We start from the raw sequence: 25,288 nt of genomic DNA, 5'->3' as shown, positions 1-25,288 counted from the left end.
AAATATCGGCGGCGGGTCCGGCAACGGGTCCGCCGCTTTCTTTTGTCCCGGAGACAGTTGAACCGTGATCGCGCTTTCGCAGCAGGAAAAAACCATTCTTAGCCTCATCGAGCCCGTGGCCGATGGCATCGGCATGGAAATCGTGCGCGTGCGCCTCATGGGCGGCAAGCGCCCGATCCTTCAGATCATGACTGAGAAGGCTGGCGGCGCGCCGACCAATGTCGAAGATTGCGCCGACCTTTCGCATGCCATTTCTCCGTTGCTTGAAGCCGCTGACCCTGTGTCAGACCCGTACCGGCTCGAAGTATCCACGCCGGGCATTGACCGCCCGCTGACCCGCAAGGGCGATTTTGGTCGCTGGACCGGACACCTCGCCAAGGTCGAGCTCGCCATGCCGATCAGTGGCCGCCGCCGCTTTCAGGGCATTATCACTCGTGAGGATGACCGCGGTGTCGCGATTGAGCTCGACGATGAGAGCGAACTGGTCGCGCAGGTCGATGAGATGTCGAAGGCGAGCCTTGTGCTCACTGATGAGCTGATCGAAGCGGCGAAGAAGGCAGGCGGCCTGCCGCCGCAGCCAGATGATGAAGATTTTTTCCGGCCTCGATGTCGATGACAGCGAGGACGAGGACAATGAAGACAATAAAGAAGAAAGTGGAGCGAACAGATGAGTACAGTCGGCGTTTCAGCCAACCGGCTCGAAATTCTTCAGATTGCTAAAGCCGTCGCGGAAGAGAAATCCATCGACCGCAGCATCGTCATTGGCGCGATGCAGGAAGCGATCGAGAAGGCCGCGAAGTCCCGCTATGGTCAGGAGCACGACATCCGTGCCGTCATCGACGGGGACACCGGTGAACAGACCCTCTGGCGCGTCCAGACCGTCGTCGCTGACGATGAAGTCGAGGACCCGGCCCAGCAGCTTGCACTGACCGAAGCCAAGAAAATCGATGCCAGCTACGAAGTCGGCACCGAGATCAAGGAAGAGCTTCCGCCATTCGACTTTGGCCGCGTTGCTGCACAGACCGCCAAGCAGGTCATCATGCAGAAGGTGCGCGATGCCGAGCGTGAGCGTCAGTATGACGAGTACAAGGACCGTGTCGGCGAGATCATCAACGGCATCGTCAAGCGCGTCGAGTATGGCCACGTGATCGTGGACCTTGGGCGCGCCGAAGGCATCATCCGCCGCAATGACGGTATCCCGCGTGAGAACTTCCAGCCGAACGACCGCGTTCGTGCCTATCTCTACAAGGTAAGCCGCGAGACCAAGGGCCCGCAGATCTTCCTGTCGCGCGCCCACCCTGACTTCATGGTCAAGCTATTCGCCCAGGAAGTGCCGGAAGTGTATGACGGCGTCATCGAGATCCGCGCCTGCGCCCGTGACGCAGGTTCGCGCGCCAAGATCGGCGTGATCTCCAATGACAGCTCGATCGATCCGGTCGGCGCCTGTGTCGGTATGCGCGGCGCACGCGTCCAGGCCGTCGTTGGCGAACTGTCAGGCGAGAAGATCGACATCATCCCTTGGAACTATGATGCCGCAACCTTCATCGTGAACGCGCTGCAGCCGGCCGAAGTGTCGAAAGTGGTTCTGGATGAAGACGAGCAGCGCGTTGAAGTCGTTGTTGCTGACGACCAATTCCCGCTGGCCATTGGCCGCCGCGGCCAGAACGTCCGTCTCGCGTCGCAGCTGACCGGCTGGCAGATCGACCTCGTCACCGAGACCGCCGATTCCGAGCGCTACCAGAAAGACTTCCAGGCACGTACCGAGCTCTTCATGAAAGCGCTCGACGCCGATGAGACGCTGGCACAGCTGCTGGCATCTGAAGGCTTCGAGAGCGTTGAGGAAATCGCCTACGTCGCACCTGAAGACTTCATCTCCATCGATGGCTTCGACCTTGAAGTCGCCAATGAGATCCAGGAACGCGCCCGCGAATACCTCGAGAACCTCGCAGCTGAGCAGGACGCTCGCCGCAAGGAGCTTGGCGTTGAAGACAACGTCATGGAGCTTGAAGGCATGACCGTCGCTTTCGCCGTGAAATTCGGTGAGAACGAAGTGGCGACGCTTGAAGATATCGCTGGCCTGGTGCCAGACGACATCACGGGCTGGCGTGAGCCTGGCCCGGACGGCAAGCCGGTCTTCAAAGAAGGCATCCTGAAGAAGGGCGAAATGCGCAAGGATGAGGCCCAGATCTTTATCATGCGTGCCCGTGTGGCCGCAGGCTGGGTTGAGCCGGAAGCGCTTGAGCAACTGGAAGCCGACATGGCTGCCGAAGCTGAAGGCGAAATGGCTGACCTGTCCGAAGAAGAGCGCGCCCTGCTCGCTCTCGGCGACATCGGCAAGGGCGGCAATGAGGCCGACGAAGAGCTCGCTGAAGAAGAGCTGATCTTCGACCTCGACGCACTCGCTGCCGAAGAGGCTGGCGACGATACCGCAGAGGACGGCGACGATGCCGACTCCAAGGAATGATCGCCGCCAACGCCTGAAGGCGTCCGACAATCAGGAAACCGGCACTGACGGCCCCGTCCGTCAGTGCGCGGTGACCCGCGAGTCTTGGACACAGGACTGCATGATCCGCTTTGTCCGCTCTCCGGACGGGATTGCTGTGCCTGACGTGGCCGGCAAGCTGCCCGGACGCGGCGCATGGGTGAAGGCAGATCGCGAGACTGTCGATGCGGCAGTGAAGCAGGGCGTTTTCGCCCGTGCCTTCAAGCAGAAAACGACCGCTGAAGCTGGCCTTTCCGACCTTGTAGAGCGTCAATTGCTACAGAGGTGCCTCAATTATCTCGGCATGTCGCGCAAGGCAGGTGAGGTGGTCATTGGATTCGACCAGGTTCGTGCCTATCTAAGGAACGAAGCGCCCGGCATCCTCCTGGAAGCCAGCGATGGCAGCGAAGATGGCCGCAAAAAGGTTCATTTTCTCGCCAAGGCCATATATGAAACGCCACAGACAGCAGGTGCTCTCACTTCTGCTGAATTGGGCATGGCCTTTGGCAGGCCGCATGTGATACACGCGCTGCTTCAGCAGGGGGCGCTGTGCGAAGCCTTCAAGGACGCATACTGGCGTCTGACGGGATTTCGCCCGGCACCGGAGCGAGACTGGTTTTCTGGTCTTAAACGGTAAGATGATTTCGGCAGGGCGTTCCTGCCGGTAAATACGCAGGTATATGGAGTCGCATGAGCGATACGAACGACAAAGGCAATAATAGTGGACGCAAGCCCCTGACGGTGTCCCGCGGATCAAGCGGCACGGTCAAGCAGAGCTTTAGTCATGGCCGTTCCAAACAGGTCATCGTCCAGACGAAGAAGCGGCGGGTCGTCGGCCCCGGCGCCGGTCAATCCGGTAGCGGGGGCGGCGCGAATGCGCCTGCTTCAAAGCCTTCGTCCCAATCTGGCAGCAAGCAGCCTTCGAAACTGGCTGAAGCCGCCAAGAAGCTTGGCATTACTGAAGAAGAACTGATTGCGCGCCAGAAGGTCCTGCTGCAGCGCCGGGAAGCCGAGCAGAAGCAGAAGGCCGAGAAAGAGCGCCAGGAAGCGGCCCGCGAGCGCCTTCTGTCTGAACAGGAACGCAAGGTCCAGGAAGACAAGGAACGCGTCGAAGCCGAAGCCCGCCGTAAGGCTGAGGAAGAAGAACGCAAGGCCCGCGAAGAAGCTGAAGCTCGCAAGAAAAAGGCTGACGCCAAACCACGCGGTGCTCAGGGGGGTGCAGCTGCGCCATCGCCTGACATGCCGATGCCGGAGCCTGCTCAGGGCCGCAACAAGAAAGCCCGCAAGGGTGGCAGCGACCGCGACTTTGACGACAGCAATTCACGCAATCGTGGCGGCGGCGGCAATAACAAGCGCCGCAAGGGCAAGCTGACCATTGCCAGCGCGCTCGGCGATGACGGTGACCGTCAGCGTTCGCTCGCATCCGTGAAACGCGCCCGTGAGCGCGAACGTGAGCGTCGTCAGGGCGGTGATCAGCAGGAGAAAGTCTCCCGCGAAGTCACCCTGCCAGAAACGATCACGCTGCAGGATCTTGCCCAGCGCATGAATGAACGCGTCGCTGACGTGGTCAAATATATGATGCGCCAGGGCGAAATGATGCGCGCCAATGACATCATTGATGCCGACACCGCTGAACTGATCGCCGAGGAATTCGGCCACACGGTGAAACGTGTTGCTGAATCTGACGTCGAAATCGGCCTTGGCGACGACAAGGACGATCCGAAGGATCTGAAGCCACGTGCGCCGGTCGTCACCATTATGGGCCACGTTGACCACGGCAAGACCTCCCTGCTCGACGCCCTCCGCTCGACCGATGTGGTCGCAGGCGAAGCTGGCGGCATTACGCAGCATATCGGTGCCTATCAGGTTCAGCTGGCGTCAGAGGACAAGATCACCTTCCTCGACACGCCGGGCCACGCAGCCTTCTCGGCCATGCGGGCGCGCGGTGCGAACGTCACCGATATCGTGATCCTCGTGGTTGCCGCAGATGATGGCGTGATGCCTCAGACGATCGAGGCGATCAAACACGCCAAGGCCGCTGAAGTGCCGATCATTGTTGCGGTCAACAAATGCGACAAGCCGGACGCCAATCCGGACAAGGTCCTGACAGAGCTGCTCCAGCACGACATCCAGGTCGAAGCGATGGGCGGTGACGTCCAGGCGATCAAGGTGTCGGCACTTGAGAAGACTGGCCTCGATGAGCTGACCGAAGCTATCACGCTGCAAGCCGAGCTTCTCGAACTGCAGGCCAATCCAGACCGTCAGGCAGACGGCATCGTGGTGGAATCCCAGCTCGACAAGGGCCGCGGCCCGGTCGCGACCGTGCTGATCAATCGCGGTACGCTGAAGCGCGGCGAAATCGTCGTTGCAGGCAAGCAGTGGGGCAAGGTTCGCGCCCTCGTGAACGAGCGCAACCAGCAGCTCAAGGATGCAGGTCCGGGCGTTCCGGTCGAAATCCTTGGCCTGAATGGGGCCCCGGAGCCGGGCGACATGTTCAACGTGGTCGATAGCGAGGCACGTGCCCGCGAGATCACTGAATACCGCGAACGCGCTGAGCGCCAGAAGCAGGGCGTGGCCTCCGGCCGTGCATCGCTCGAGTCGCTCATGAACTCGATGAACGCTGCGGAGGTTTCGGAACTTCCAATCGTCGTCAAAGGCGACGTTCAGGGTTCTGTCGAAGCGATCCGCCACTCTCTTGAAGGTCTATCGACCGAAGAAGTTCGCGCAAATGTCGTTTACGGTGCCGCAGGCGGTATTTCTGAAAGCGATATCCTGCTTGCGAAATCGTCCGGTGCACCGGTCTTTGCGTTCAACGTGCGTGCGAACAAGCAGGCCCGTGAGCTCGCTGAGAAGGAAGACGTGGAGATCCGCTACTATTCGGTGATCTACAACCTGATCGACGATGTGAAAGACACGCTGTCGGGCATGCTCGCCCCAGAGAAGCGCGAAACCTTCATCGGCTATGCCGACATTCTGGAAGTCTTCAACATCACCAAGGTCGGCAAGGTGGCTGGCTGTAAGGTATCCGAAGGCACGGTCAAGCGCGGTTGCGGCGTCCGCCTGCTGCGCGACGATGTCGTGATCCACGAGGGTAAGCTGAAGACGCTGAAACGCTTCAAGGACGAAGTCGCTGAAGTTACCTCCGGCATGGAGTGCGGCATGGCCTTCGAGAAATACGAAGACATCCGCGAAGGCGACAAGATCGAGTGTTTCGAGATCGAGATGATCGAGCGCAAGCTCGACTAAGCTCACCGCCCGACATTGATACCAAGTTGAGAAAGCCGGGAGATTTCCCGGCTTTCTCCATAAGCGGTTAAACAAGATGTGGTTTGTGGCGGCCATGCCATCGCTCGCCGCCACGCCCCTCTATTCCGCCGATGCCGACACGATCAGCATCTCAGGTGCCCCGAGCGACCGCGATATGAAGCGGCTGGTCAGCCAGACCCGCTCCTCGAATATCGGCCCGACCGCGCTCTATTACGCGGGCGTCACCGCGCCGGTGATTTCTGCAGGCACCGCGTTCGTGACGCGCGAGATGCTCGCTGGCACAGCCTTCACCGACTACTGGATCCTGCTGACCTCTTCCCTGCTCGCCGCCATGGCGGGGATCAGCTGGTATCTGATCTTCATGCGCTGGTCCTATCGCCACAATCATGGGCGCGCCGCAGAGCTCGACAGCGAAACCGCCATTGACCTTACGCCCACGGGCCTCCACATCCGTCGCGGCGATGTAGAGACACGCATCGCCTGGCGCGCGCTCCGGTCTGTCCGCGAGAGCCGCCGTGATACACTTATCACCTTCAGGGGCGCAGATCCGCTGCTCGTCCCCGACAAGTGGTTTGGCCGCGACAAGCAGGCAGCGCAGGCGTTCCGCGCTCGTCTGAGAGAAGGATTGCACGATGGCGAAGAAGAGACGATCGCAGGCACCCGCCGCAAATGAACCCTCACAGCGCCAGCTGCGCGCTGGTGAGCTGATCCGCCATGCCCTCACAGACATCATGATGCGCGAGGAGTTCCGCGATCCGGACCTTCAGGGCGTCAATGTCACGATTGGCGAGGTCCGCGTTTCCCCGGACCTGAAACATGCGCACGTCTTCAGCTCGCCCCTCGGCGAAACGGACGAAGCTGCACAGATCGTACTCGCCAAGGCGCTCAACCGCGCGGCGCCCTATATTCGCGGGCGCCTCGGCAAGCATATCGACATGAAATTCACCCCGCAGCTGCACTTCATCGCCGATCATTCCTATGATGAAGGCGCCTATATGGAGTCGGTCTTCAATAGCCCGGAGGTGAAACGCGATCTCGTCAGCGATGACGATGAAGGCGACGACGACTAGTTTTCCGACGGGGCGCGATTAGCCGGTCAGGCCTTTGCTGGGCTGCGAAGGATTTTCTCCATCGCCTTTCCCTTGGCCAGCTCATCGATGAGTTTGTCGAGATAGCGGATCTCCCGCATCGTCTCTTCCTCGACCTCCTCGACCCGCACCCCGCAAACGACGCCCTTGATCAGGCCCCGGTCAGGATTCATGGCCGGCGCAGTCGCAAAAAAGGTCTCGATATCGGTGCCGTCCTCCAGGACGCGGGCGAGGCTCGTCGCATCGTGGCCAGTCAACCAGCAGATGATCTCGTCGACCTCAGCCTTGGTTCGGCCCTTCTTCTCTGCCTTGACGACATAGGCTGGATACACCTTTGCGAAGGCCATCGTATAGATGCGGTGCTTGGTCATGGCGGGTCGCTTTCCAGCTTTTCGAGCGAGAGTTTACGCCGATAAAGAGCGATGAGCCACTCCCTGCCTTTACTCCACCGGTCGTCCGCTATCGAGAAGGTCTTTCTCGCCGGTCTGCGCGCGTTCTTCGTCGACTTTCTCGGCGATATGGTCATCCGGTCTTGTATCGAGAACATCAGCTTCAGCTGTGCGTGCATCAGGTGAGGTGGCTGGCTTTGACCTTGCTGGCGGAGCGGTGGCCGCATCGCCTTCTGACACGGTCACCCCAGTGCCTGCTTTCACCTGAACCGGCGCGCCGTCGAAGCGCAGGCGATAGATCGGCTCTGGCAGGGTGAAGCCTGCTTCTTCGACCGCATCCTTGGCGGCCCGAATGGCGAGGCTGCGGGCCTTGCCGAAATTCGTCTCCGACTGGTTCACCCAGCCCATGAAGCGGATGACGATATTGCTGTCGCCCACCGACTTGATGATTGCGTCGGGCTTTGGCTCATCGAGAACAAAGTCGAGACCGGCGATCGCCGCGATCCCCGTCGCCATGGCCGCAACCGGATCGTCCTCAGCGTCGACACCAAGCTCGAACTCGAAGCGGCGCTCCGGATTGCGGGTATAGTTGAGGATCACCGCCTTGAAGACGGTGGAGTTCGGCACGCGCAGATGATTGCCATCAAGCGTCATCAGCACGGTCGCGCGAGACGTCAGCCGCACGACGCGGCCCTCATGGTCGTCGATCAGCACATGGTCATTCGCGCGAAAAGGCTGGCGAAGGCTGAGCATGATGGAGGCGATATAGTTCTCCACCGTATCCCTAACGGCAAAGCCGATGGCGAGACCGATCACGCCCGCACCGCCAAGGATCGCCCCCATCAGCGCCGTCGCGCCAACGAGATTAAGCGCCATGACGAGGCCCACAACGACAGCGATGAAGCGGACCGCTTGCGACGCAATCTCTGCCAGGAACGGGTTCGGCGTCACACGCCGCCAGAGCGCAGACCAGCTGGCCAGCAGATGACCGATAATCAGGATGACCACGAAGACGGCGATGGCGAGACCGACAAGCGGCAATGCTTCCCAGCCCCGGCGCAGGCTGTTCTCAAGATTCGCGATGGCAGGAGAAAGCGAGCGGTCGACAGACAGGTCGCGCTCAATGCGCTGCTCCACCGTCACAACACCCTGAAAGCGGCTGGCAATGGAAACGGCACGGTCGATATCGGCCTGGCTCGCCACCATGCCGGAAAGGGAAACGACACCTTCGGTGACGCTTGCCTCAACGCCCGACAGCGCGGAAATTTCGTCGAAGATGGCGTTGATCCGCGTCTCGATCGCGCCGTCATCGCTGCTCGAGACCGAGATTTCCTCTGTCGGCTCAGAAGCGCCGGGCGCCTGCGCCAGTGCGGGGCCCGGGAGGACTGCCAGCTGGACTGCGGCGAGCGCGGCAAGAGCGATCAATATGCGCGTGAACATCGTGGTCATAACCTGATCAGCTAGGCCGGCGTTCCCGGCTGGCGACGGCAAATGCCCTGTTATTCAGCACGAGCGCAAGATGCGGCCTTCCTCTTGCAAGTTACGGGAGCGCGCGCCAAGAGAGCGCATGTCTGGCATTCTTACCCTCATCGCCCTCGCCTTCGGCCTGTCCGTCGATGCCTTCGCGGCCGCGCTCGGCAAGGGGACGGGTGAGCGCACATCGACGTTCACGAGCGCGCTTCGCATCGGTTTCGTGTTTGCGGCGATGGAAGCGATCATGCCAGTCGTTGGCTATTTGATCGGGATGGCGCTATCGGCCTGGGTTGCCGGGGTCGATCACTGGATCGCCTTTGTCCTTCTCTCCCTCGTCGGCCTTCACATGATCTGGCAGGCGTTCAAGGACGAACCAGAGACAGTTGAAGACCACGCGGAAACCGCAGCGAACGGCCCGATCAAGGGCCCGCGCTGGGTTCACCTTGGCCTTGCAGCCGTAGCGACCAGCATTGATGCGACCGTGGTCGGCGTGAGCCTCGCCATGGTCGGCACCAATTTGATCCTCGCTTGCCTCATCATTTTCGCCGTGACTCTGTTCATGTGCACCATCGGCGCCCTTATTGGCCGCAAGGCAGGCGACTGGCTTGGGCACTGGGCTGAAGTTGCAGGCGGCGTTGTGCTGATCGTGATCGGCGTTCTGATCCTGAGCCAGCATCTCAGCCAGGGCATCTAGCTGGTTGACGACGGGCCGCGGGCCGCCTAGCTCGCCTGCTCAAACGACATATCAGGCCCCGCGCCCGCGTTCGATCCGCGGCGCGACCCGGGAAGAATGGAGACACCCTCGTGGGACGCAATCGCAAGAAGAAGGGCCAACCGGTCCATGGCTGGCTCAATGTCGACAAGCCGTCTGACATCACGTCGACGCAGGTCGTCGGCATCCTGAAACGGCTTTTCGATGCCCACAAGGTCGGTCATGGCGGTACGCTCGATCCACTGGCTGACGGCATCCTGCCGATTGCCTTTGGCGAAGCGACCAAGACCGTCCAGTGGGCGATGGACGCCGACAAGGAATATGTCTTCACGATTGCCTGGGGCACGTCCACCAACACGCTGGACGCTGAAGGCGAAGTCATTGCCTCGTCTGACACGCGTCCGGACCGCGACGCGATTGAAACCGCGCTTGAAGGCTTTGAAGGCGAGATCGATCAAATCCCGCCAAAATTCTCCGCCATCAAGGTCGACGGCGAACGCGCCTATGATCTTGCCCGCGACGGGGAAGAGTTTGAAATCCCATCCCGCACCGTGCTCGTGCATGAGGCACGCCTTGTCGACATGCCGGATGCCGACCACGCGGTCTTCCATGTGCGTTCCGGCAAGGGCTTCTATGTTCGCGCGCTCGCACGCGATCTTGCAGGCGCCCTCGGCTGCGATGGGCATATCTCTCAGCTGCGCCGTATTCGTGTCGGCGTGATGCATGAGGGCGCCGCCTTCAAACTGGCAGACCTCGAAGCCATGGAGAGCCGTGATGCGCTTCTGCGCACCCTCGCCCCTATCGAGGCGGTGCTCGACGATGTACCTGACGTCGAGATCAGCGAAGAAGACGCTGCCGATATCCGTCAGGGCCGCGAGGTCATGCTGATGCCGCATGTGACAGAACGCTGGCGCCTCGAAAAGAACCCCGATCCGGAAGACCGGCTCGCGCTTGCCATGTGCAATGACGAAGCCGTCGCCATGGGCGAGGTTCGCGCCGGGCGTTTCCAGCCAATGCGGGTGTTTCAAGTCTAGCTAGCAGCCGCCATAAGCGTCCGGCTCCCATGCCTGGCTGTCGATCGTGAAGTTGGCGGGGGCATAGACATAGCCGACGCCCACCTTCTGGCCTGTCGGCAGATAGTGTTTGCCGTCAAAGCTGTGACCGCTTGTGCTAGAGTTTGGTCCAAGCGTCAGGCCGAGGCAGAGAGGCCGGCTGCCATTATTGATAGCCCAGAAATTCCAGAAGCGGTCGCCCTCGAACGACTCCGACAGCTCGCTATAGATATAGAGCCCGTCGGCGTCATAGATCGTGTCGCGTTCGAGCAGCACGGGCTCATACAAGGTCTCGCAGCCGGCCAGCACGAGAAATGCCGCCGCAGCGGCCATGACCCTGATTTTCACGAATAGTCCCCAGAGTTGGAAACCCAGCGGTAGCAACAGTTTCCAGCGCCGCCTAGCGAAATCGCAGCGGTCCCCTAGAGCGCATGAACGGCTCTATGCACCAGCGGAACAACTCCTATGCGCGCGCTTTGTCTCTTCGCACGCACGAAGGCTTCCTAAGTGAGGCCTGTAAGCCAACAGGCAGAAGGAACACTCCCAAATGACCGAGAAGCTATTTACCCCCATTGACCTTGGCGACCTCACCCTACCCAACCGGGTCTTCATGTCGCCGCTGACCCGCAACCGCGCCACCGATGGCGAGAACCTCCCGCACGAACTGCATGAGGAATACTATGCCCAGCGCGCAGGCGCGGGCCTCATCATTACCGAAGCGACGCAGATTTCGCCCGAAGGCAAGGGCTATGCCTGGACGCCTGGCATTCATAGCGATGCGCAAGTGAAGGCCTGGAAGAAGGTGACCGATGCGGTCCACCGAAAAGGCGGACATATCGCGATGCAGCTCTGGCACGTCGGGCGCATCTCGCACACCTCTCTCCAGCCGGACGGGCAAGCGCCTGTCGCGCCATCGGCTATCGCCGCAAATGCGAAGACTTATGACGGCGAAGGTTTTGTCGACACCTCCACCCCGCGCGCGCTCGAGACCTCGGAAATCCCTCGCCTCCTGCAGGATTATCGCAAGGCCGCAGAGAATGCGAAAAAGGCCGGTTTCGACGCCGTCGAGATCCACGCCGCCAATGGCTATCTCCTGGATCAGTTCCTGCGCGACAGCTCAAACAAGCGCGAGGATGAGTATGGCGGCTCTGTCGAAAACCGCACGCGCCTCCTCAAGGAAGTCATCGAGGTCGTCACAAGCGTCTGGGAGCCAAAGCGCGTTGGCGTCCGCTTCGGCCCGTTCTCCAATGCGAACGATGTCTCTGACAGCGATCCGATGGCGCTCTTCTCCAAGGCTTACTCGCTGGCCGAAGAGGCCGGGCTCTGCTTCATCGATATCATCGAGGGCCAGACAGGTGGCCCACGCCATGCGGACGCTGACAAACTCGCGGAGCTCCGCAAGCATTTCAGCGGCATCTATGTGGCAAATAACGGCTTTGACCGGGCGCTTGCCATTGATCATGTCGAAAGCGGCAAGGCTGACGCCGTCGCCTTCGGACGCCCCTTCATTGGGAACCCTGACCTCGTCGAACGCCTCAAACAGGACGCGCCGGTCAATGAGAGCAATCAGGAAACCTGGTATGGCGGCGGCGCCGAAGGTTACACCGACTACCCAACACTGGAAGAAGAGAAGGCCAAAGCCTGATTTCGCCCGCCCTCTCAACGAAAAGGCTCGTCCCTTCAGGGGGCGGGCCTTCCTCCATTCCTGCAAGCGAACTGGAATGGTCTTACAATGAACCCTTCCCTTTCGGGCTCAAATGTGCCATCTGCGCCCCCGTGAGGCGAGTTTTCTGCTCTCTAGCCCGGCTGGACGACATCCCGGCCCTGGCTGAATGGCAGCTCTCCCCTCTAAACCCCGCCATAGAAGGCGACAAACCCACCCGCCGCAAGGCGAAACAGAAAGTATTTGACGATGTCGATCACGGCAGAAAAAAAATCCGAACTGATCAAGAAATTCGCCCAGAATGACGGCGATACCGGTTCTCCGGAAGTCCAGGTTGCGATCCTCACCGAGCGTATCTCGAACCTGACCGAGCACTTCCAGACCAACAAGAAAGACCACCACTCGCGCCGCGGCCTGCTCAACCTGGTCGCCACGCGCCGGAAACTCCTCGACTATCTGAAGAGGAAAAATGAGGGCCGCTATCAGGCCCTGATCGAAGAGCTGGGTATCCGCCGCTAGGCACTGGCTCACAAATAGCCCGCCAGGACATGGGGTCCGGGCGGGCTTTTCGCATGAAGAGAAAGAAAACGCATGTTTGATAAGCAAACCGTGTCGCTGGAATGGGCCGGCCGCACGTTGACGATCGAGACGGGCCGTGTCGCTCGTCAGGCTGACGGGGCCGTCCTCGTCACATATGGCGACACGACGGTCCTCGCGACCGCGACCTTCGCCAAAGAGGCCAAGCCGGGGCAGGACTTCTTCCCGCTCACGGTCAACTACATGGAAAAATACTACGCTTCAGGCCGCATCCCAGGCGGCTTCTTCAAGCGTGAGGGCCGTCCGACCGAGAAAGAAACGCTGACTTCGCGTCTCATCGACCGCCCAATCCGTCCGCTTTTCGTCGATGGCTTCAAGAACGAAGTCCAGGTCGTCCTGACGGCGATCTCCTACGACATGGAAAACGATCCGGATATCGTTGGCATGATTGGCGCCTCGGCTGCCCTGGTCCTGTCCGGTGCGCCGTTCATGGGCCCGATCGGCGCAGCACGCGTCGGCTACAAGGATGGCGAATACCTCATCAACCCAACCGTTGATGACCTTGCGGAATCCGATCTCGACCTCGTCGTCGCTGGCACCAATGACGCCGTGATGATGGTTGAATCCGAAGCAAAAGAGCTTCCTGAAGATGTGATGCTCGGCGCTGTCATGGCTGGCCATGACGCCATGCAGCCGGTGATCGAAGCGATCATCAAGCTGGCTGAAAAAGCTGCCAAGGACCCGTTCGAGTTTGAAGGTGAAGACCTTTCGGGCGAGCTGAAGCAGATCCAGGACCTCGTCGGCGCAGACCTCTCCAAGGCTTATCAGATCACTGAGAAGCTTGAGCGTCAGGCTGCTGTTGGCGCTGCCCGCGAAAAGGCTGCCGAAGCCCTCGTTGCAACCGAAGAGAAGCCAGACGGCATGAGCGCCCAGGTGTTCAAGTCTGCCTTCAAGAAAGCCGAAGCCTCCGTGGTTCGCGGCGACATCATCAAGACCGGCAAGCGCATCGATGGCCGTTCGCTCGATCAGGTTCGCCCGATCGTTGCCGAAGCTGGCTTCCTGCCACGCACGCACGGTTCCTCGCTCTTCACCCGCGGTGAAACGCAGGCGATCTGTGTCGCGACGCTCGGCACCTCCGACGATGAGCAATTCATCGACGGCCTGGGCGGTACGCACAAAGAAAAGTTCATGCTGCACTACAACTTCCCGCCTTATTCGGTCGGTGAGACGGGCCGCATGGGCGGTGCAGGCCGCCGCGAAATCGGTCACGGCAAGCTCGCATGGCGCGCGCTGAAAGCCGTCCTGCCAAAGGCTGAAGAGTTCCCGTACACGATCCGCCTCGTTTCCGAGATCACTGAGTCCAACGGCTCGTCCTCGATGGCGACGGTTTGTGGCTGTGCGCTCGCAATGATGGACGCAGGCGTGCCAATCGCACGTCCGGTGTCCGGCATCGCAATGGGTCTCATCAAGGAAGATGACGGCGTCGCCGTTCTTTCTGACATCCTTGGTGACGAAGACCACCTCGGCGACATGGACTTCAAGGTCGCTGGTACCGAAGTTGGCGTCACATCGCTTCAGATGGACATCAAGATTGCTGGTATCACCAAGGACATCATGCAGACCGCGCTCGATCAGGCGAAGGGCGGCCGCGCCCACATCCTGGGTGAGATGAACAAGGCCCTTGCAGAGTCCCGCGGCGAGCTGTCCCAGAACGCACCGCAAATGGAAATCGTGAATATCCCGGTCGACAAGATCCGTGACGTGATCGGTTCCGGCGGCAAGACGATCCGCGATATCGTCGACACGACGGGCGCCAAGCTCAACGTCGAAGACGATGGCACGATCCAGATCTCTGCGCTCGACCGCGCTTCGATCGATGCTGCCAAGAAGCGTATCCGCGAGCTGACGGCAGAGCCGGAAGCCGGCGAGATCTACGAAGGCAAAGTCGTGTCCATCAAGGATTTCGGCGCGTTCGTGAACTTCTTCGGTCCCAAAGACGGCCTCGTCCACGTGTCGCAGATGGCAGACGAGCGCATCGGCCACCCGAAAGACCTCGTCAAGGAAGGCGACACGGTCTGGGTCAAGCTGATGGGCTTCGATGACCGCGGCAAGGTTCGCCTGTCGATGAAAGCCGTCGATCAGGAGACCGGCAAGGACAAGGAAGCTGCTGAGGGCGGCGACGCCGAATAAGGCGCCCCGTCCTGCGGTCCGACTTCTGTCAGACCCGGCACAAACCACCTCAATTCAGAAGGCCGCCAGCGATGGCGGCCTTTTTTGTTGCGTCTCCTGCAGTTGCGCTCGCCGGAAATCCTGAACGAAATCAGAGTCCGTCCGTGCACCGACGAAATATTCGCCGATAGAATCGTCGTTTTTTGATTGACATATAACTGTCACAAACGCTTCATGACACTTATGTTACAAAAATATGACGTCCCTCGCGCCCTTTCGCTGCTGGCCTTGGCGGCAGCGTCGGGCACCATCATGGGCCTTCCGGCCACCGCCCAGACCGGCTGCTCGCTCGAAAACGGCTATGCAGATGGCCTCGTCAGCTATGTTGCCGAAGTCGAATCCTGCCTCGCCGTAAACAGCGATTTTGAGGCCCGGTCTGAAACCGCCCTTTTCGATGCAACCAACAGCCAGCGTGCTGGCGCAGGCGTTGCCTCACTCAACCGGCGCGCCTCGCTCGACCGCGCTGCACGGGCCCACGCCCTCGATATGGCCGCACGCGGCTATGCGGGCCATGACGACCTTGAAGGCCGGGGCCACATCTATCGTATGCGGGCACTCGACCGGCAGGTCCTTGCAAGCGCTACCGGTGCGAACGTCGCCGTCCTCGACGCGAACGCCTCGCCTGCTGAGATCTTCGAAGCGATCTCAGCCGACAGCGCCAACCGCCAGAACCTCGTCCATGACGGCTTCACCGACACCGGTCTCGGCATCGCGAAAGCAGATGGCCGCCTCTACGTTGTCCAGATGCTGACCACGGTGGATGGCGAACTGGAAAGCCCATTGCCGCTTCAGGTCGCTGGCGCGACCAACATCACGCCGCGTGTGAACCAGAACTACTTTCGTACGGCAGGCTGGAATCTCAGCGACGCAGCTGGCAACCGCCTCGCTGGCGGCACGATGATGCGGATGCATGACGCCGCCATCGACCGCGCCGACACCGGCTATCTCGACGTGCTGGTTCAGGTCGATGCCGACACCTATGTCCTCAAGGGACCGATCGTCACGCGCCAGTAGCGTGCTTATCAAATGACTGGACGGGCGCTCTTTCTGACCGGAAGGGCGCCCGTTCTCATTGAAGAACAGCATGCCTGCGAGGTGCAGGTTTCCATTCGCGCCGTGATGCGGTTACAAGCGCGGCCATGACGATGTCTCCCTTCCTTGTTGCCATGTCAGGCGGTTCTGGCTCCGGCAAGTCCACGCTCGCTGATGCGCTGATTGAGCGCCTTGGCCCAGGCCGTGCGGTTATCTTCCACGAAGACGGCTACTATTGGCCAATGCGCCACTATGGGCCTTGCGAGACGCCAGAGCAGCGCGCCGCGATCATTGAACAGGCCAATTATGATGACCCGTCCTCCAAGGACACGGCGCACCTCGTCAACGATATCCGTGCACTGAAGCGCGGGCAGGTCATTGAACAACCCGTCTATGACTTTGACCGGCATGACCGCGATGAGAGCCGGACGCTACGCATTGAGCCTGCGCCCGTCATCATCCTCGAAGGCATTCATGCCCTGTCAGTAAAGGCGCTGCGCCCGCTGATCGATCTGTCCATCTATGTCGATACGCCGGATGACCTCAGACTGGCTCGCCGGATCCGCCGCGACGTTGTCGAGCGCGAACGCACCGTGCAGAATGTGCTGGAGCATTACCTCAAGACCGTACGCGCCGCGCACTACAGATTCACCCACCCTGCCAAGTTTGAAGCAGAGCTTGTTATTGCGGATGAAGGCTTGCCGGCTTATGGTAAAGTCTACCCGGGCGAAGACGCCATCGACAGAATGTTGGCCCCAGTCGTCTCGAGGCTCCAATTAATGGGTGTCTTATAAACGTTTTTGCCGTATAGTGGCAAAAATGAGGGGAATTATTGTTTTATTAACCATTTTCGTGGGTGTTTTCGCCTCACAGGCGAAGGCAGAGTGTCGCATTTCGTTTTCTGAGCGAGCTCGCGACCTGCCAACCTACGTCCAGAATGGTCAGGCATGCCTTCAAACCATCCCGTCAGGCTTTTCTTTTGATGAAGAGCTGGAGGCCCGCTTCGCCGAGCGTATCAACCAGACCCGCCGCGAACATGGTCTTCCGACCCTCGTTTACCGGACCGAACTTCGCAACGCCGCGCGCTGGCACAGCCTCGACATGGCGGCGAACGACTTCTTCAATCACCAGGGCCTCGACAAGACGATGCCCAAGGACCGGATCAACGCGCTAGACCGCACGCTACTGACCAGCCTGCTGCTCGAGAACATCGCCTCCATCACCGGCAATTTCGACTGGGACACCGTCGTTGAGCGTCTACATACCGGCCTCATGAATTCCCCAAGCCACCGCGACGCGATCCTGCGCGACGGCATCACCCATTTCGCGATGGGCGTCGTGACCACAGAGCGCGGCGTGTGGCTGACAGAGCTTTTCGTGCGCGAGGATGGCACCTTCGACCGCCCGGTTCCGCTCCGCCTAGAAGCGGGTACGACCATCCGCCAGCCCGCAACGCTACGCCGCTGGACGATGAGCGGTCTCGCCATGATGCATGGCACTGGCGCCGACGCGTTCGACCTCAAGGCAGAAGGTTGGGCGATGGGCCGCATCCCGCCTCAAATCCGCGGCAAGATCGACCTGACCGTTCGCGGCGAGAAGGCTGGCCCGCAGCCGAACCAGACGGTCTATATCCACTTCCACGGCCCGACCGTTGAAGTGCAGCCATCCAGATCGTCCTGACGGGCCGCATACGGCCTCATAGAAAACTGCAGATTTCTCCGGACGCCTTTTTCTTGAGGGCGTGTTTCGGCACCATGGCGCCGTCTGCCGGGTGCCCCACCACCAGGATCAGATAGGGTTTCTCCGTATCCGGACGGCCGCATAGGCGGTTGAGAAAGCTCATCGGGTTTGGCGTGTGCACCAAAGTCGCCAGCCCCGCCTCATGACACGCGGCAATCAGCAGTCCCGTCGCGATGCCGACGCTCTCATGAATGTAGTAATTCTTGCGGTCCTCGCCGGCTTCGGCCCCGCCCCTGCGCTGCGCGAAGATACAGATCAGCCAAGGCGCGGTCTCCATGTAGGGCTTTTCAGCGTCCGTCCCTATCGGCGCGAGCGCATCGAGCCACTCGTCCCCCGCCTTGCCCGCATAGAAGGCGCGCTCTTCTGCTTCTGCAGCCTGCCTGATCTCACGCTTCTTCTCTACAGACCCGACGCAAGCGAAATACCAGGGCTGATGATTGGCCCCGGACGGCGCAGTCCCGGCCGCAGACACACAGGCCTCGATAACCGCCCGGTCAACCGGTGTGGACGCGAAGTCCCGCACCGAGCGTCGTGTGCTGAGATGGCGGTAAAATGCCTGCGCCCTCTCGATCTGCTCTGCAGGTGTAAGCTCTTTATATCCCTCAAGGGGGACATGCGTTTCCGGTGTGGCTTTCATCGCTCAAGTCTGGCCGAGCCTGCCTCAACCGGCAAGATGCTCAGTCGCGCTTCAGCGCTGCCACGGCCGCATCGACTGGCATGTCGCCATTGGTCAGCTCGAAGATATCCTGCCGGATCTCTGGCGTATCGATCAGTTCCGCAATAAAGGCGGCAACATTGCCGCGCGCGACATCGCCATAGGTGAGCGCCCGGCCCGCAGCGACCTGCCCGTCGCCATCCTCGCTTTTCAGCGTGCCCGGACGGACAATGACATAGTCGAGCCCGCTCGCGGAGAGCGCGGCATCAGCTTTCTTCTTCTCCCGCATATAGTGCTCAAAGCCGTCTGACGTGTCGCGGTCGCGCCCAGCGTCGGGGAACACCGAAACCAGATAGACTCGCTTCACGCCTGTCGCCCGCGCCGCCTCGATCAGCTTTACCGGCCCCTGCCCGTCAATCATGCTCGTACGATCAGCGCCGCTTCCGGCAGCACCTGCCGAGAAGACCACCGCGTCAGCACCCTTTATGATGGCGGCAAAATCATCGGCGCTCATCTCCATGAGGTCGCCCTGCGCTGGCGTCGCGCCCGCATCCCTCAACTCACCGGCCTGTTCGTCCTTGCGATGGAGGCCGGTCACGCTATGCCCCCGGCGGATCAGCATGGGGATGAGCCGGCTGCCAACGCCTCCCGTTGCGCCGATAATAACGATATCTGCCATGGCATGATCTCCTTTTCCTGCCCCTTGCAACCAGCGCCCAATCACGAAGTTCCAGCGCTTTCCCAGCCGTCAACACTGGCGCAATCGCGGACCGCGCATAGGATGTCCGCAAAGCATAATGGAGGAGAAGGCAGATGAAGGAGTTCAGCGGGAAGATCGCAGTCGTCACCGGCGGTGGAAACGGGATGGGACGGGAGTTGACAAAACAGCTCGCCGAGGCCGGGTGCAGCATCGCCATCTGCGACATCTCTGAGGACGACATGGCCGAAACCGTAAGCGCCGCCGAGGCGCTCGCGCCGCAAGGCGTCCGCATCACCCATTTTCGCGCCGATGTCGGCAAGGAAGAAGACGTCCAGGCCTTTGCGGACCATGTCCGCACCGCGCATGAGACCGACCACATCCATCTTCTGATCAATAATGCAGGCATTGGCGGCGGCGGCAGTTTCGTGACCGGCCCGCGCGAGAACTGGGAGCGGACGTTCAATGTCTGCTGGTACGGCGTCTACAACAATGCGCGCGCCTTCATGCCCATGCTGGTCGCTGCTGACGAGGCCCACATCGTCAATGTGAGCTCGGTCAATGGTTTCTGGGCCAGCATCGGCCCGGACACGCCTCACACCGCTTACTCCGCCGCCAAGTTCGCCGTGAAGGGCTTTACCGAAGCCCTGATCACCGACCTTCGCCTCAACGCACCGCACGTAAAGGCGAGCGTCGTCATGCCCGGCCATATCGGCACCCAGATCGCGCTCAACACGCTGCGGGAATTTGGCAACGACTCTGCTGTCGGCGGCGGCAATGAAGAGTATGAGGCCGCCAAGGCGCGCGGCGAACAATTCCGAGACAATGCCATCACGTCTGCCGAAGACGCCGCCCGCATCATCCTGGACGGCGTCCGCGCCGATGACTGGCGCATCCTCATCGGCCCTGACGCCGAAGCCATTGACGAAGCGGTCCGCAAGACACCGAAGGCCGCCTATGAAGGCGACTTCGGCCTCAGCATCTTTGCGAGACTGCGCGAAGCCATCGCGCCCGGCTGAGGCAGCCCGGTGTTTGCCGCTTCATCCTTCGACGAGATCAAGATGAGGTCCGAACGTTCGTACACCGGAATGGACCTCACCCTAAGCCTGCCGAAGGGCGAGGCCCAGTCTTGGGCCTATCGATTATCTAGCTCAGATCGCACCAGTTCCAGCCCACGCCGCGTGATGCGGTAAGGTGCGCCGCCTTTGGAAGCGATGGCGCGCTTCTTCTTGAGCTTGCGAAAGAGATGCTCATCAAGCCCGGGAAACTGCCATCCGTCCCGCGAATAGCAGTTCAGCTTGGCCAGTTTCTTGTTGTCCTTGATAAGTTCGATGCGCCCGCCCTGTGCGAGCAGGTGCAGGATGCGCTGTTCGGCGCGTGAGATGTCCATTGTGTCTTTGGTCCGGAGGATGCGCACTGCGCCACGGCAAGCGCGCATGACAAGAGTTCGGCCTCTCGAAGGAGAAACCGGCTTTCGCTTGTCTGCCTGCCTCGCCATTACTGGCGCTTTAGCGGCAGGCCCTCTAGCGGGACTCAGACTGGTTGCGTGTCATCAACACTCCATTGGAGCGGTGAGTTTGCGTGAATTTCAGAGGAAAGCAAGCCCCACCCCGACCCGGTGGGGAGGGGGCGCAGGCTGCAATCATGGCACGTACCTCTCCCTCCCCTTCAGGGGAGGGTCGGGGTGGGGCCTTGGAGCCCTAGTCCTCACCCATGTCCGGCACGCCGACCACATGGAAGCCCGCATCGACATGCAGCACTTCACCAGCCACCGAATGGCCAATGTCGGAGAGGAGGTAGAGCGCCGCGCCTGCGACGCCTTCCATGCGCGTGTCTTCCTTGAGCAGAGACATGTCGCGGCCGGTCCCCATGAGGGATTTGCCGCCCTTGATGCCTGCCAATGACAGCGTGCGCATCGCACCAGCCGAGATCGCGTTCACACGGATGCCCTGAGGGCCAAGATCGCGCGCAGCATAGCGCGTCGAGGCTTCCAGCGCCGCCTTGGCAACGCCCATGACATTGTAGGACGGTACGACGCGCTCAGCGCCGAGATAGGTCATACAGATGATCGAGCCGCCATCCGGCATGATTGCCGACGCGCGGCGGGCGCAATCGATGAAGCTGTAGACCGAGATGTCCATCGCCCGGCGGAAGCCTTCCCGCGTCGTATTGGCGACCATGGAGCCCTGGAGTTCATCCTTGCCTGCAAAGGCGATGGAGTGGACGAGGAAGTCGATCTTGCCCCACCTCTCCTTCACCTGCGCGAAGGCGGCGTCCATGCTTGCATCGTCGGTGACATCAGCCGGGATCATCGTGTCCATGCCGATCGACTCGACCAGCGGGCGAACCCGGCGCTCAAGGCTTTCGCCCTGATAGGTAAAGGCAATCTCGGCGCCCTGCGCAGCCAGCTGCTTGGAGATACCCCAGGCAATGGAGTTCTGGTTGGCGACACCCATCACGATGCCGCGCTTGCCCTTCATCAGATTGCCTTCCGGCATATTCCAGTCGTCAGCCATGAGCGTTCACTCCCTGCGAATATCTATGTCTGTGGTCCGGGCTAGGCGCGCCGGAGGAAAGCGTCAAGCGCCCGGGATACCCGTATCGCCGTCCAGCACGTTCTTCAGGCCGACCTTCATGTCGAGCGCCGTATAGACATGCTCTTCATCGACATAGACGCGGCCATTGGCGATGCCGAGATTCAGCCTGCCGCGGCGCACGCGCTTGATGTCGATGACATATTTCACGAGCTTCTTGTCCGGCGTGATCTCACCGGTGAACTTCACTTCGCCAACACCCAGCGCGCGGCCCTTGCCAGGCGAGCCTGACCAGCCAAGCCAGTAGCCGACAGCCTGCCACATGGCATCGAGACCAAGGCAGCCCGGCATCACCGGATCGCCCGGGAAGTGGCACTGGAAGAACCAGAGGTCAGGCTTCACGTCATACTCTCCGATGACGTGGCCCTTGCCGAACTCACCGCCATCGAGACTGATCTCGGTGATGCGGTCCATCATCAGCATGGGCGGAACCGGCAGCTGTGCGTTGCCGGGGCCGAAAAGCTGGCCCTGCCCGGAGATCAGGAGTTCTTCCTTGGTATAGGAGGATTGGGGCGTGTGGTAATCGTGCGGTCCGCTCATGCAATGCCTCTACTTGCCGTCAATTGCGATCAGGGCATGAGCCTGCCCCAATCCGCCTTGTCAAGCAAACCAGCAGCTATAGGCCAGCTGTGTCTGTGTTCAGACCCCAGAGCGAAGGCTTGTCGATCCAGCCGGTGTAGGCACCTGCGCTCACCTCGCACCACCTCTCATTGCAGCTATGCAACTCTGCAAGAACGCCAGGTTCAATCGTCGCGCGCGCCGGGGAGCCAGATTGCGGTTTTCTCCGCAGGGCGGTTTCCTTGGTGACGATCACATGCCCGGGTTCGGTCAGTTGTCCGACATGTATCCAGACTTCATCGCCGTCAAAATCGCGAACCTGCGCCCAGTCGGTCGTTTCCTTCACGATCAGCACCGGCATGCCTGCGCGCTCATATTCGAACGCTACCTGATGATCCGTCGACGGCCCGATCCGTCCATTCACCCGCGCATAGCGCAACGAGGCAAAGCGCGGCACAGGCTTTCCCGAAAACTGACTGATCTTCACGGCCTGCGCTGCGGCAGACGGCGTTGCCAACTGACAGGCAGTCAGGATAAGGCAGGCAGATAGAAAAAGACGGCAAAATCCCAGCATGTGGCTATCTAGTCGGCGCTTGGTGAATCGGGCGTAAAGGCCGATGGTTCTGTCGCAGCAATTGGCGCAGGCGGTTCGCTCTGCTATGCGCTGACGGCAAGGAAAGGAAACGCGCATGACCGCAAAGCGGCTGAAGGTTATCGTGACACGGCGCCTGCCGGACCCGGTGGAGCTCCGTCTGAAAGAGCTCTTCGACACCGAGCTCAACGAAACTGACACTCCGTTCGACGACGCAAAGCTCGTCGACGCGGTCAAGCGGGCCGACGTTCTGGTGCCGACGGTTACGGACGCGATCGATGCCCGCCTTCTGGCGCAGGCCGGCCCGCAGCTGCGCCACATCGCCCAGTTTGGCGCAGGCGTCGACAATCTCGACATTGAAAGCGCGGTCCAGCGCGGCATTACCGTCACGAATACGCCGGGCGTGCTGACCGACGACACCGCTGACGTCACCATGGCGCTCATCCTCGCTGTGCCGCGCCGCCTGCATGAGGGCATCAAGCTTCTCGAGGAAGGCAAGTTCGATGGCTGGGCGCCGACCTGGATGCTCGGCAAGCGGCTTGCCGGTAAGCGGCTCGGCATTATCGGCATGGGCCGGATCGGTCAGGCTGTTGCCCGCCGCGCAAAAGCGTTCGGCCTGCAAATCCATTATCACAATCGCAAGCCGGTGAACCGTCAGGTGACCGAAGAACTGGATGCAACGTACTGGGAAAGCCTCGACCAGATGCTGGCCCGGATGGACATCATCTCGGTCAACTGCCCGCACACGCCGGCGACCTTCCACCTGCTGTCTGCGCGCCGCCTCGATCTCGTCCGCAAGGACGCCTACATCATCAACACGGCGCGCGGCGAAGTCATCGACGAAGCGGCCCTCGCCCGCGCGCTCAAGGCTGGCAAGATCGCTGGTGCAGGCCTCGACGTGTTCGAGCGCGAGCCTGCCGTGAACCCTGAACTGCTGGGCCTCTCCAATGTGATGCTCCTGCCGCATATGGGTTCTGCGACCGAGGAGGGCCGCATCGAGATGGGCGAGAAGGTCATCATAAACATCAAGACCTTCGCCGACGGCCACAGGCCCCCAGACCGCGTCATTCCGGCTATTCTCTAGACAGCAAAAAAGCCCGGCATCTCGCCGGGCTTTTCCTTGTTCATCCGATAGGGCGTCTAGTGGACGCTGACCGGCTGCATCTCATAGGCGCGGGCTGCAGCAAATGCAGCGTCGCGGCCCTCTACGATGGCCAGTTGCTGTCCCTCGCCATTCGCGACCACAAACAGACGGCTGCGATCATTGACGGCTTCCAGCGCCTCATCAGGCAGGCCGCTCAGTTCCTCGTCCGCAATCTGGCGTACATAAACCAGATCCTTCGCGGTGAAGAGCTTTGCAGCTTGATGTTCAAGGTCTGTCGTCATGGCATGCTCCTTCCTTCAAAGACAGGACCACGACACATGAGAACCCCGGCCAGGTGCCCCGCTTGGCAGCGGCACCGGATGGTGCCGGGTCTTTCCGTGTCATGATCAGATCTGGGGGCTGATTATGCCGCGTTCAAGCCGCAATGGCGGCGGTATGCGGGCATTCAACCTCCTAAAGCCTTGAGTCTGAACACCTGTTCAGATCAGTCGAAGAACTCCTCGATGATGATGTCGTCTTCCGCGACGCCGATCTCCTTCAACGCGCCGGCGATGTCCTCGACCATGCCATCTGGCCCGCAGATATAGCATTTGCCCTTGCCCGGCTCGACACGCTCTTCAAGCAGCGCCTTGTCGATCTTGCGCGTATGAACATCGGCGTTTTTCTCATCCGTGACAGTGAAATAGGTCTTCAGGCCTTCCATCCGCTCAAACTCGTCGCGGTAGATGATGTCTTCTTCCCTGCTGTTGGAGAAGATGAGTTCACAGCCTTCCAGCGTGCCCTTGTCCTCCAGCCGTTTGCGAAGGATCGCGATCATAGGCGTAACACCGGCACCGCCCGCAATGAACCAGCCCTTGCCCTCATCATTGATGGCGCCCCATGGCTCATCCACGAGGACACGGTCACCCGGCTGCAGCTTGGCGATCTGCTCGGTGACGCCGTCATGTTCGGGATAGGATTTGATGGTGAATTCCAGAAAGCCGTCAGAGGGCAGGCTGGTCGGCGTGAACGGGCGCTTTTCCTCACGCCAATCATCCTTGTCGATAGCAAGATCGACCGCCTGGCCCGGCTTAACGCCCAGACCTGCAGGCTTGTCGAAGCGGTACTTGTTCACGTCAGGGGTCACAGTCTCAACCGACTGCAGGGTAAGCGTATAGCTCATCTCTTCTTCTCCGTGTCTTGTCGAAAGTCAGGAGAGAAACGAGCGATTTATCAGGAGTGTTCCGGGGCGCGGCGTCGCAGGCGAAGTGGAGATTAGCGCTGCTGCTCAATCTGCAGCCCTGAGCGCGACCCATGTGAGGCGCGAGGCGCCGATACGGGGTCAGAACCAGAAGCCCCTGCCGGGTCATTCATCTAGGAGAAACAGTCTGCCGGAAATCGGGCTGCTGTCGCAGCATTCAAATCCTAAAATCGATCCCCCGGA

General features: G+C 60.7%; 27 protein-coding genes. 16 read left to right on the top strand and 11 right to left on the bottom strand.

The genetic code is table 11. From position 1 onward, the window contains the following. Positions 1-64 precede the first annotated feature (64 nt). The 6 genes from rimP to rbfA all read left to right on the top strand — a co-directional run bounded on the left by rimP (position 65) and on the right by rbfA (position 6,819). Complete coding sequence (rimP, locus tag KUV46_07180; protein QYJ02163.1) at positions 65-616, top strand: ribosome maturation factor RimP; 552 nt, start codon at positions 65-67, stop codon at positions 614-616. A 51-nt stretch (positions 617-667) separates the two neighbouring features. Then, on the top strand, positions 668-2,464 hold the full coding sequence (gene nusA / locus KUV46_07175; GenBank protein ID QYJ02162.1) for a transcription termination factor NusA: 1,797 nt from the start codon (positions 668-670) through the stop codon (positions 2,462-2,464). Beyond that, positions 2,445-3,119 (top strand): RNA-binding protein, encoded by a 675-nt coding sequence (locus KUV46_07170; GenBank protein QYJ02161.1) that lies wholly within the window; start codon positions 2,445-2,447, stop codon positions 3,117-3,119. The genes nusA and KUV46_07170 overlap by 20 nt, the downstream gene beginning before the upstream one ends. A gap of 53 nt (positions 3,120-3,172) precedes the next feature. After that, the gene (gene infB / locus KUV46_07165) at positions 3,173-5,728 is read left to right on the top strand and encodes a translation initiation factor IF-2 (protein ID QYJ02160.1); all 2,556 of its coding nucleotides are present in this window, start codon (positions 3,173-3,175) and stop codon (positions 5,726-5,728) included. Between the two features lie 94 nt (positions 5,729-5,822). Next, positions 5,823-6,422 (top strand): YcxB family protein, encoded by a 600-nt coding sequence (locus tag KUV46_07160; GenBank protein QYJ02159.1) that lies wholly within the window; start codon positions 5,823-5,825, stop codon positions 6,420-6,422. After that, a complete protein-coding gene (rbfA, locus tag KUV46_07155; GenBank protein QYJ02158.1) occupies positions 6,382-6,819 on the top strand; it encodes a 30S ribosome-binding factor RbfA in 438 nt (145 codons plus the stop codon). The genes KUV46_07160 and rbfA overlap by 41 nt, the downstream gene beginning before the upstream one ends. 26 nt (positions 6,820-6,845) lie before the next feature. Here rbfA and KUV46_07150 read toward each other — a convergent pair whose 3' ends face one another. Both KUV46_07150 and KUV46_07145 read right to left on the bottom strand, forming a co-directional pair. Next, complete coding sequence (locus KUV46_07150) at positions 6,846-7,208, bottom strand: DUF2200 domain-containing protein (protein QYJ02157.1); 363 nt, start codon at positions 7,206-7,208, stop codon at positions 6,846-6,848. Between the two features lie 69 nt (positions 7,209-7,277). Beyond that, a complete protein-coding gene (locus KUV46_07145) occupies positions 7,278-8,675 on the bottom strand; it encodes a mechanosensitive ion channel (protein QYJ02156.1) in 1,398 nt (465 codons plus the stop codon). Between the two features lie 118 nt (positions 8,676-8,793). Between KUV46_07145 and KUV46_07140 the strand changes: the two genes are divergently transcribed. Both KUV46_07140 and truB read left to right on the top strand, forming a co-directional pair. Then, the gene (locus tag KUV46_07140; protein QYJ02155.1) at positions 8,794-9,393 is read left to right on the top strand and encodes a manganese efflux pump MntP family protein; all 600 of its coding nucleotides are present in this window, start codon (positions 8,794-8,796) and stop codon (positions 9,391-9,393) included. Positions 9,394-9,503: 110 nt separating this feature from the next. Then, positions 9,504-10,445 (top strand): tRNA pseudouridine(55) synthase TruB, encoded by a 942-nt coding sequence (gene truB / locus KUV46_07135; GenBank protein QYJ02154.1) that lies wholly within the window; start codon positions 9,504-9,506, stop codon positions 10,443-10,445. Here the strand turns inward: truB and KUV46_07130 are convergent, their stop codons facing one another. Continuing rightward, the gene (locus tag KUV46_07130; protein QYJ02153.1) at positions 10,446-10,811 is read right to left on the bottom strand and encodes a hypothetical protein; all 366 of its coding nucleotides are present in this window, start codon (positions 10,809-10,811) and stop codon (positions 10,446-10,448) included. It lies immediately after the preceding gene. A gap of 199 nt (positions 10,812-11,010) precedes the next feature. Between KUV46_07130 and KUV46_07125 the strand changes: the two genes are divergently transcribed. The 6 genes from KUV46_07125 (at position 11,011) to KUV46_07100 (ending at position 17,604) form a co-directional block, all read left to right on the top strand. After that, entirely contained in the window at positions 11,011-12,108 is a 1,098-nt protein-coding gene (locus KUV46_07125; GenBank protein ID QYJ02152.1) for an alkene reductase, read from the top strand. A 267-nt stretch (positions 12,109-12,375) separates the two neighbouring features. Beyond that, a complete protein-coding gene (gene rpsO, locus KUV46_07120) occupies positions 12,376-12,645 on the top strand; it encodes a 30S ribosomal protein S15 (protein ID QYJ02151.1) in 270 nt (89 codons plus the stop codon). 72 nt (positions 12,646-12,717) lie between these two features. Then, a complete protein-coding gene (pnp, locus tag KUV46_07115) occupies positions 12,718-14,853 on the top strand; it encodes a polyribonucleotide nucleotidyltransferase (GenBank protein QYJ02150.1) in 2,136 nt (711 codons plus the stop codon). A gap of 213 nt (positions 14,854-15,066) precedes the next feature. Beyond that, positions 15,067-15,906, top strand: coding sequence for a CAP domain-containing protein (locus tag KUV46_07110; protein QYJ02149.1), 840 nt, complete (start codon positions 15,067-15,069; stop codon positions 15,904-15,906). Between the two features lie 125 nt (positions 15,907-16,031). Then, on the top strand, positions 16,032-16,718 hold the full coding sequence (gene udk / locus KUV46_07105; protein ID QYJ02148.1) for a uridine kinase: 687 nt from the start codon (positions 16,032-16,034) through the stop codon (positions 16,716-16,718). A gap of 58 nt (positions 16,719-16,776) precedes the next feature. After that, a complete protein-coding gene (locus KUV46_07100) occupies positions 16,777-17,604 on the top strand; it encodes a CAP domain-containing protein (GenBank protein QYJ02147.1) in 828 nt (275 codons plus the stop codon). A 16-nt stretch (positions 17,605-17,620) separates the two neighbouring features. On the opposite strand, the gene KUV46_07095 is transcribed toward KUV46_07100, so the two are convergent. Continuing rightward, positions 17,621-18,301: a nitroreductase family protein gene (locus KUV46_07095; GenBank protein ID QYJ02146.1), complete on the bottom strand. Its 681-nt coding sequence runs from the start codon at positions 18,299-18,301 to the stop codon at positions 17,621-17,623. A gap of 40 nt (positions 18,302-18,341) precedes the next feature. Beyond that, complete coding sequence (locus tag KUV46_07090) at positions 18,342-18,998, bottom strand: SDR family oxidoreductase (protein ID QYJ02145.1); 657 nt, start codon at positions 18,996-18,998, stop codon at positions 18,342-18,344. A gap of 134 nt (positions 18,999-19,132) precedes the next feature. Between KUV46_07090 and KUV46_07085 the strand changes: the two genes are divergently transcribed. Then, positions 19,133-20,035 (top strand): SDR family oxidoreductase, encoded by a 903-nt coding sequence (locus tag KUV46_07085; GenBank protein QYJ02144.1) that lies wholly within the window; start codon positions 19,133-19,135, stop codon positions 20,033-20,035. Positions 20,036-20,151: 116 nt separating this feature from the next. Here KUV46_07085 and KUV46_07080 read toward each other — a convergent pair whose 3' ends face one another. The 4 genes from KUV46_07080 to KUV46_07065 all read right to left on the bottom strand — a co-directional run bounded on the left by KUV46_07080 (position 20,152) and on the right by KUV46_07065 (position 22,655). Continuing rightward, positions 20,152-20,406, bottom strand: a complete 255-nt coding sequence (locus KUV46_07080) for a YjhX family toxin (protein QYJ02143.1) — start codon at positions 20,404-20,406, stop codon at positions 20,152-20,154. 310 nt (positions 20,407-20,716) lie between these two features. Next, positions 20,717-21,514, bottom strand: a complete 798-nt coding sequence (locus KUV46_07075) for an enoyl-ACP reductase (GenBank protein QYJ02372.1) — start codon at positions 21,512-21,514, stop codon at positions 20,717-20,719. A gap of 81 nt (positions 21,515-21,595) precedes the next feature. Next, entirely contained in the window at positions 21,596-22,150 is a 555-nt protein-coding gene (gene fabA, locus KUV46_07070) for a bifunctional 3-hydroxydecanoyl-ACP dehydratase/trans-2-decenoyl-ACP isomerase (protein ID QYJ02142.1), read from the bottom strand. Positions 22,151-22,226: 76 nt separating this feature from the next. Continuing rightward, on the bottom strand, positions 22,227-22,655 hold the full coding sequence (locus tag KUV46_07065; GenBank protein QYJ02141.1) for an aspartyl-trna synthetase: 429 nt from the start codon (positions 22,653-22,655) through the stop codon (positions 22,227-22,229). Between the two features lie 202 nt (positions 22,656-22,857). On the opposite strand from KUV46_07065, the gene KUV46_07060 reads away from it, so the two are divergent. Next, positions 22,858-23,844 (top strand): D-glycerate dehydrogenase, encoded by a 987-nt coding sequence (locus KUV46_07060; GenBank protein QYJ02140.1) that lies wholly within the window; start codon positions 22,858-22,860, stop codon positions 23,842-23,844. 56 nt (positions 23,845-23,900) lie between these two features. Here KUV46_07060 and KUV46_07055 read toward each other — a convergent pair whose 3' ends face one another. Both KUV46_07055 and KUV46_07050 read right to left on the bottom strand, forming a co-directional pair. Next, positions 23,901-24,146: a DUF1150 domain-containing protein gene (locus tag KUV46_07055; protein ID QYJ02139.1), complete on the bottom strand. Its 246-nt coding sequence runs from the start codon at positions 24,144-24,146 to the stop codon at positions 23,901-23,903. A 203-nt stretch (positions 24,147-24,349) separates the two neighbouring features. Then, entirely contained in the window at positions 24,350-25,027 is a 678-nt protein-coding gene (locus KUV46_07050) for a flavodoxin reductase (protein ID QYJ02138.1), read from the bottom strand. Between the last annotated feature and the right edge of the window lie 261 nt (positions 25,028-25,288).

It is taken from the genome of Thalassovita mediterranea (assembly GCA_019448215.1).
Classification (GTDB): domain Bacteria; phylum Pseudomonadota; class Alphaproteobacteria; order Caulobacterales; family Hyphomonadaceae; genus Henriciella.
The sequence above is the reverse complement of the archived record's forward strand: the minus strand, read 5'-3'. Positions and strand labels throughout refer to the sequence as shown.

Bases quoted from the DNA above. Each gene is read 5' to 3' on its own strand.
- nusA (QYJ02162.1), top strand. From the start codon at position 668: ATGAGTACAGTCGGCGTTTCAGCCAACCGGCTCGAAATTCTTCAGATT.
- KUV46_07170 (QYJ02161.1), top strand. From the start codon at position 2,445: ATGCCGACTCCAAGGAATGATCGCCGCCAACGCCTGAAGGCGTCCGAC.
- infB (QYJ02160.1), top strand. From the start codon at position 3,173: ATGAGCGATACGAACGACAAAGGCAATAATAGTGGACGCAAGCCCCTG.
- KUV46_07160 (QYJ02159.1), top strand. From the start codon at position 5,823: ATGCCATCGCTCGCCGCCACGCCCCTCTATTCCGCCGATGCCGACACG.
- rbfA (QYJ02158.1), top strand. From the start codon at position 6,382: ATGGCGAAGAAGAGACGATCGCAGGCACCCGCCGCAAATGAACCCTCA.
- KUV46_07150 (QYJ02157.1), bottom strand. From the start codon at position 7,208: ATGACCAAGCACCGCATCTATACGATGGCCTTCGCAAAGGTGTATCCA.
- KUV46_07145 (QYJ02156.1), bottom strand. From the start codon at position 8,675: ATGACCACGATGTTCACGCGCATATTGATCGCTCTTGCCGCGCTCGCC.
- KUV46_07140 (QYJ02155.1), top strand. From the start codon at position 8,794: ATGTCTGGCATTCTTACCCTCATCGCCCTCGCCTTCGGCCTGTCCGTC.
- KUV46_07125 (QYJ02152.1), top strand. From the start codon at position 11,011: ATGACCGAGAAGCTATTTACCCCCATTGACCTTGGCGACCTCACCCTA.
- rpsO (QYJ02151.1), top strand. From the start codon at position 12,376: ATGTCGATCACGGCAGAAAAAAAATCCGAACTGATCAAGAAATTCGCC.
- pnp (QYJ02150.1), top strand. From the start codon at position 12,718: ATGTTTGATAAGCAAACCGTGTCGCTGGAATGGGCCGGCCGCACGTTG.
- KUV46_07110 (QYJ02149.1), top strand. From the start codon at position 15,067: ATGACACTTATGTTACAAAAATATGACGTCCCTCGCGCCCTTTCGCTG.
- udk (QYJ02148.1), top strand. From the start codon at position 16,032: ATGACGATGTCTCCCTTCCTTGTTGCCATGTCAGGCGGTTCTGGCTCC.
- KUV46_07095 (QYJ02146.1), bottom strand. From the start codon at position 18,301: ATGAAAGCCACACCGGAAACGCATGTCCCCCTTGAGGGATATAAAGAG.
- KUV46_07090 (QYJ02145.1), bottom strand. From the start codon at position 18,998: ATGGCAGATATCGTTATTATCGGCGCAACGGGAGGCGTTGGCAGCCGG.
- KUV46_07085 (QYJ02144.1), top strand. From the start codon at position 19,133: ATGAAGGAGTTCAGCGGGAAGATCGCAGTCGTCACCGGCGGTGGAAAC.
- KUV46_07080 (QYJ02143.1), bottom strand. From the start codon at position 20,406: ATGGACATCTCACGCGCCGAACAGCGCATCCTGCACCTGCTCGCACAG.
- KUV46_07075 (QYJ02372.1), bottom strand. From the start codon at position 21,514: ATGCCGGAAGGCAATCTGATGAAGGGCAAGCGCGGCATCGTGATGGGT.
- fabA (QYJ02142.1), bottom strand. From the start codon at position 22,150: ATGAGCGGACCGCACGATTACCACACGCCCCAATCCTCCTATACCAAG.
- KUV46_07060 (QYJ02140.1), top strand. From the start codon at position 22,858: ATGACCGCAAAGCGGCTGAAGGTTATCGTGACACGGCGCCTGCCGGAC.
- KUV46_07055 (QYJ02139.1), bottom strand. From the start codon at position 24,146: ATGACGACAGACCTTGAACATCAAGCTGCAAAGCTCTTCACCGCGAAG.
- KUV46_07050 (QYJ02138.1), bottom strand. From the start codon at position 25,027: ATGAGCTATACGCTTACCCTGCAGTCGGTTGAGACTGTGACCCCTGAC.